General features: G+C 48.1%; 3 protein-coding genes. All 3 read left to right on the top strand.

The genetic code is table 11. From position 1 onward, the window contains the following. The first annotated feature begins 233 nt into the window (after positions 1-233). On the top strand, positions 234-2213 hold the full coding sequence (locus tag GX089_09045; GenBank protein ID NLP02627.1) for an alpha-1,4-glucan--maltose-1-phosphate maltosyltransferase: 1980 nt from the start codon (positions 234-236) through the stop codon (positions 2211-2213). Positions 2214-2257: 44 nt separating this feature from the next. Beyond that, on the top strand, positions 2258-5617 hold the full coding sequence (gene treS / locus GX089_09040; protein NLP02626.1) for a maltose alpha-D-glucosyltransferase: 3360 nt from the start codon (positions 2258-2260) through the stop codon (positions 5615-5617). 181 nt (positions 5618-5798) lie between these two features. After that, a partial coding sequence (locus GX089_09035) for a malto-oligosyltrehalose trehalohydrolase (GenBank protein ID NLP02625.1) occupies positions 5799-6088 on the top strand: 290 nt, incomplete at its 3' end.

The following is a 6088-nucleotide window of genomic DNA, read 5'->3' as shown; positions in this document are numbered from 1 at the left end:
TCGTTTATGGACTGGTGCAGGTTGGAATCGTTCGCTGACATTTCTCCTATCCTTTCTGCTTGTGAATCAGGATCATGCATTCAATTGATTTCCTTTTCAAAAGTCATGCCACGGGATGTTTTCAGGGGAGCGAACTGAACTTACATTGGAACACCTATTGCAACACTTAAATATTCAGTTAGAAAAATCTGCATTGTAGTTTTCTGAGTAATCCAGACTGGGGGTGAGTGGAGATGGAGTTTGACGGGAGAAAGCGGGTTGTTATCGAGAATCTGCAGCCATCTCTGGAGTGCGGGCGGTACCCGGTCAAGAGATGTGAGGGGGAGTTGGTAGAGGTAAGAGTTGATATTTTCTGTGACAGTCATGATGAGCTGGGTGCAGTTCTTCTCTTCCGCAGAGAGGAGCAGGCGGATTGGGAGAGTCTGCCCCTTTATCATAAAGGAAATGACAGGTGGGAAAACGCTTTTGTTGTCTCTGAGCCTGGGAGGTATTTTTTTACTGTCCGGGCGTGGGTGGATCATTTCGCAACCTGGCAGCATTTTCTCACCAAAAAGTTTAATGCCGGTCAGGACATAAGTGTTGACCTGAAAGTAGGTTCGATTCTTCTTGAGCAGGCCTCAAGGAGAGTTCCTTCTGAGTTCTCCGTCCCTCTTCTGGACCGTGCCCGTGATCTTCTCTCAGCCTCCGAGGCTGCAGCAGCGGTTCTTCTTGCTACGGACAAAGAGATAACCGCCATGATGAGTCTATACCCGGATCTTTCCCTTGCCGTGGAGTACTCTCCTGCACTTGAGATTCAGGTGGATTCCAAAAAGGCAGTTTTCAGTACCTGGTATGAACTCTTTCCCCGCTCCACCGGTTCCGGCTCTCATGGTACTTTCCGGGATTGTGAGCGGAGACTTCCTGAGATTGCCGCTATGGGTTTTGATATCCTCTATCTTCCCCCCATTCATCCCATAGGATTTACAAACCGTAAAGGCAGAAACAACACCACTGTCTCGGAGGAGGGTGATCCCGGGAGTCCCTGGGCAATAGGTTCTTCTTTCGGGGGACATAAGGACATTGAGCCGCAGCTTGGGAGCATGGAGGATTTCGTGGGACTTATAAACGCCGCCGCCTCCTATGGAATCGAAGTAGCTATGGATATCGCGTTTCAGTGCTCCCCTGACCACCCCTATGTAAAGGAACATCCGGAATGGTTCAAGACGCGGCCCGATGGAAGCATCCAGTATGCGGAGAATCCTCCCAAGCGTTACGAGGACATAGTTCCCTTTGATTTTGAGTGTGAGGAGTGGAGATCGCTCTGGGAGGAGCTTGAGAGTGTAGTACTTTTCTGGATTGAAAAGGGGGTAAGGATTTTCCGCGTGGATAATCCTCATACCAAACCATTTGCATTCTGGGAATGGCTGATTTCCAGGATAAGAAAGCGCTACCCTGAGGTGATTTTTCTCTCGGAGGCATTCACCAGGCCAAAAGTGATGTATCGTCTGGCCAAAATAGGGTTTAACCAGTCCTACACGTATTTTACATGGCGCAACACAAAGGAGGAATTGACAAACTACTTCAATGAGTTGACAAAAGGATCTCATGTGGAGTACTTCCGTCCAAACCTCTGGCCCAATACCCCCGATATCTTACCGGAGTATCTCCAGATTGGTGGAGTCAAAGCCTCCGCGGTACGTCTGGTGCTTGCCGCCACACTCTCCTCAAGCTACGGAATTTACGGTCCGGTCTTTGAGAACGGGGTTGTTGATGCTCTCCCCGGTACAGAGGAGTACAGGGATGCTGAGAAATATGAGATAAAGAACTGGGCGGAAAAGAAAGATGGAGAGGAGTTGAGAAGTCTGATAAAGAGGGTGAATCAGGCCAGACGCGAGAACCCGTCACTTCAGCAGATAAGGAATCTGCGTTTCTATTCGGTTAATAATGAGTATCTTCTGTTCTACGGTAAAGCAACATCTGATCTGTCAAATGTTGTCCTTGTGGTCGTCAATCTGGATCCTTTTCATCCTCAGAGTGGCACACTGAAGCTTCCTCTGCAGGATCTCTCTGTCTCCCCCGGGCAGCCTCTTTTTCTCGATGATCTTCTAAGCGGGGAGCGTTTTGTGTGGAGCGGAGAACGGAGCAGAGTCACACTGGATCCACAGAGGTCTCCTGCCCTTCTCCTGAGTGTCCAGCGTCAGTTGAGGCAGGAGGGGCAGTATGAGTATTACTGATGGGGGCGGGATGAGGAGAAACAGGTGGAAGCAGAGGGCCTGTAATGGTATACCAGAAGAGCAGTGATATAAGACAGGAGAAGCTTCCCGAGGAGTCTCTCTGGTACAAGGATGCAATCATTTACGAATTGCATGTGCGTGCTTTTCGTGACAGTAACGGTGATGGGGTGGGGGATTTCCGGGGGCTTACCGAGAAGCTGGATTATATCGAGGGGCTTGGTGCCAATACTATCTGGCTTTTGCCCTTTTATCCCTCTCCATTGCGTGATGACGGTTACGATATCTCCGATTACTTTAATATTCATCCGGACTATGGAACCCTGCGTGATTTCCGCAGTTTTCTCAGGGCGGCTCACAAGCGGGGTTTAAGGGTTATTGCGGAGTTGGTGCTTAACCACACCTCATCTGACCACTCCTGGTTTCAGCAATCAAGGCGAGCCAAACCAAACACTCGCCGTCGAAACATGTATGTCTGGAGTGATACTCCGGACAGGTACAAGGATGCCCGTATCATATTCAAAGATTTTGAGTCGTCAAACTGGAGCTGGGACCCGGTGGCGAAGGCTTATTTCTGGCATCGTTTTTACTCTCATCAGCCGGATCTCAACTTCGACGAACCGCTGGTACATAAGAATCTTTTCAGGGTAATTGATTTCTGGTTTTCGATGGGGGTTGACGGGCTGAGGCTTGACGCGGTCCCTTATCTTTACGAAAGAGAGGGGACTAACTGTGAGAATCTTCCCGAAACTCACAATTTCCTGAAAAAACTGCGGGCACATGTTGATGCCTCTTTCAGCAACAAAATGTTTCTGGCCGAGGCCAACCAGTGGCCTGAGGATTCGGTGGCTTATTTCGGGGATGGCGATGAGTGTCACATGTCATTCCATTTTCCTCTTATGCCACGGATGTTTATGGCTTTACAGATGGAGGACAGTTTTCCCATAGCCGATATTCTGCGCTCTACTCCACCCATACCGCAGATCTGCCAGTGGGCGCTTTTTCTGCGCAATCACGATGAATTGACACTGGAGATGGTGACTGACGAGGAACGTGACTACATGTACAGGGTGTATGCCAAGGATACCAGGGCAAAGATTAATCTGGGGATCCGCAGGCGTCTGGCTCCTCTTTTGTCAAATGACCGCAGGAAAATCGAACTGATGAATATTCTCCTTTTTTCTCTTCCTGGTACTCCGATTATTTACTACGGCGATGAGATAGGGATGGGGGATAATTATTACCTGGGGGACAGAAACGGGGTACGTACACCGATGCAGTGGGGGCCTGACCGCAATGCGGGGTTCTCAGAGGCAAATCCCCACAGGCTCTATCTGCCGGTAATCATAGATCCGGAGTATCATTTCGAGGCCTTAAACGTACGCAACCAGGAATCGAGTATCTCCTCTCTACTGTGGTGGATGAGGGGGGTAATTGCGATGCGCAAGAGGTTCAGGGCTTTCAGCAGGGGCAGCTTTGAGATTATCTCAGGTGACAACCCGCGGGTTTTTGCCTACTGCCGTCAGTACGAAGATGAGATTATCCTTGTGATAGTAAATCTTTCCAAATTCAGCCAGGTTGTTAATCTGGAAATGCCAAAGTTTGCGGGTCTTGTTCCCGAGGAGGTGTTTGGGAGAACTATTTTCCCTATCATTAAGGAGGGTCCTTATATGGTGATTATGGGACCCAACGATTATTACTGGTTATTGCTTGGAAAGAGCCGTGAGGAGATCGGAATAGCTGAGGAGTTGATGCCGTCGATGAAACTTAAAAAGAGCTGGGAGACAATTTTCAGCGGTAAAAGCCGTCAGGTGCTGGAGGAGAGGCTTTTCCCCCGTTATCTGGTGCAATGCCGCTGGTTTTCATCAAAGACAAGAAAGATTGAGGTGGTTAAAATTGTCAGAGACATCTGCTTTAAGGGCAATGTCTCCAATTCTCATCTCCTGATCCTGAAGGTCATTTTTACAGACAGGGGTGAGGAGTACTATCTTCTGCCCGTGTCATTTGCGTATAAGACTGCGCAGAAGAGGATCAGCAGCGATTTTCCTCAGGCGGTGATTACTGATATACTGGTGGATGACAAAGAGGGATATATCTACGATGGTACATACGATGAGGATGTGCATGACGGGCTTTTGAATCTGATTGTTTCGAGAAAGAATCTTCGTGGATCGGGATGGACACTTGCGGGTTCTGCTTCATCGAGGCAGCTTAAAGCTGTCATGGAGTCCCATGGAACTCTTGCCAGCCGTCCTCTCAAGGTGGAGCAGAGCAACTCTGCGATTGTATTCGGGGATGTTCTTTTCCTTAAGCTTTACAGACGTCTTGAGGAGGGGGTGAACCCGGAACTTGAAATGATGCGTTTTCTCTCGCAGGATGATGGTTTTGTGAATACTCCTGCATTCATGGGGGCAATTGAGTACAGAAGAGGCAGCGGGCAGCCATTTACTATTGCTATTCTGCAGAGTTTCGTGGAAAACAGCGGCGATTCCTGGTCTTATGTATCGGGTATGGTTGCCAGATATTTTGAACAGGTGCTTTCAAAAAAGAGTGAAGCAGGGCAGCTTCCCCAAAGCTACCCCCAGATGAGGGAGATAAGGTCTTCAGATATACCGTCATCTCTTTCATCTATGGTAGGGGAGTTTTTCTTCGAGATGATTTCGCTCTTAGGAAAGAGGACTGCACAGATGCATCTTGCTCTGGGCAGGTCACAGGATGATCCTGTGTTCAAACCGGAGTCATTTTCTTATCTGTATCAGAGATCTCTTTACCAGTCTATTCAGGGGCTTGTTCAGAGAAACTTCCGTCTGCTGGAAAAGAGGCTTGAATATCTTCCGGATGAGGTCAGGGATTTGGGTAAAGAGGTGATATCTATGGAGAAGAGGATTATAGAGATCATAAAGAGAATTACCTCCCGCAGGATCACCTCCACAAAGATCAGAATCCATGGTGATTATCATCTGGGGCAGGTACTTTACACAGGTAAAGACTTTGTTATCATGGATTTTGAGGGGGAGCCTGCCCGCCCGTTGAGCGAGCGTAAACTGAAGCGTTCTCCGTTCAGGGATGTAGCCGGGATGGTGCGCTCTTTTCATTATGCCGCCCATGGCACTCTATTTCTCAATCCCACGTTCCGCTCATCCGACTATCAGTTTCTTGAGACCTGGATAGAGCCCTGGTACCATTATGTCAGCGGTATTTTTCTCAGGTCTTATCTTGACACTACAGGAGAGTCATCGTTTGTTCCCCGGGAAGCCGAACAGATTGACATCCTGTTCCAGACTTTTCTTCTGGAGAAAGCGGTTTACGAACTGGGATATGAGCTTAACAACAGGCCTGAGTGGGTGATAATACCTCTTAAGGGGATTTTACATATCATGAAAAGTACTGGTGTTGTAAAGTCCTGATTTGATACCGGTACAGGAGTACATCATTTCTTTCCGGGATTTGATCAAGCGGATTAAAATGGATATTCTGTTCTTGAACAAAGTATTTCGATTCCGATACCGTTTAAGTTGCAGATAAGCATACCTGATTATTGAAATGTAAAGTATATACCAAACAACAGATATGAATTCGGGGATCAAAATGAAAATCGGTGCATATTATCGTGGTGAAAACCGCACATCGTTTACGGTCTGGGCGCCTCATCGCAGAAGTGTTGATGTAAAGGTGATATTTCCCAGGGAAATCCTTATCCCCATGGAAAGGCAGGCGGATGGTTACTGGTATGCCGATATCACAGGGGTTTTGCCCGGAAGCCGTTATTTCTATAAGCTCGATAATGATCTTCTGCGTCCTGATCCTGCGTCTTTTTTTCAGCCTGAGGGGGTACATGGGCCCTCTGAGGTGATAGATCACCGGGTCTTCAAATGGAC

It is taken from the genome of Fibrobacter sp. (assembly GCA_012523595.1).
Classification (GTDB): domain Bacteria; phylum Fibrobacterota; class Chitinivibrionia; order Chitinivibrionales; family Chitinispirillaceae; genus JAAYIG01.
This window is presented reverse-complemented; position numbering and strand designations above follow the sequence as displayed.

What these genes read in the sequence shown, in the direction of transcription:
- GX089_09045 (NLP02627.1), top strand. Translation starts at nt 234, where the DNA reads ATGGAGTTTGACGGGAGAAAGCGGGTTGTTATCGAGAATCTGCAGCCA.
- treS (NLP02626.1), top strand. Translation starts at nt 2,258, where the DNA reads ATGGTATACCAGAAGAGCAGTGATATAAGACAGGAGAAGCTTCCCGAG.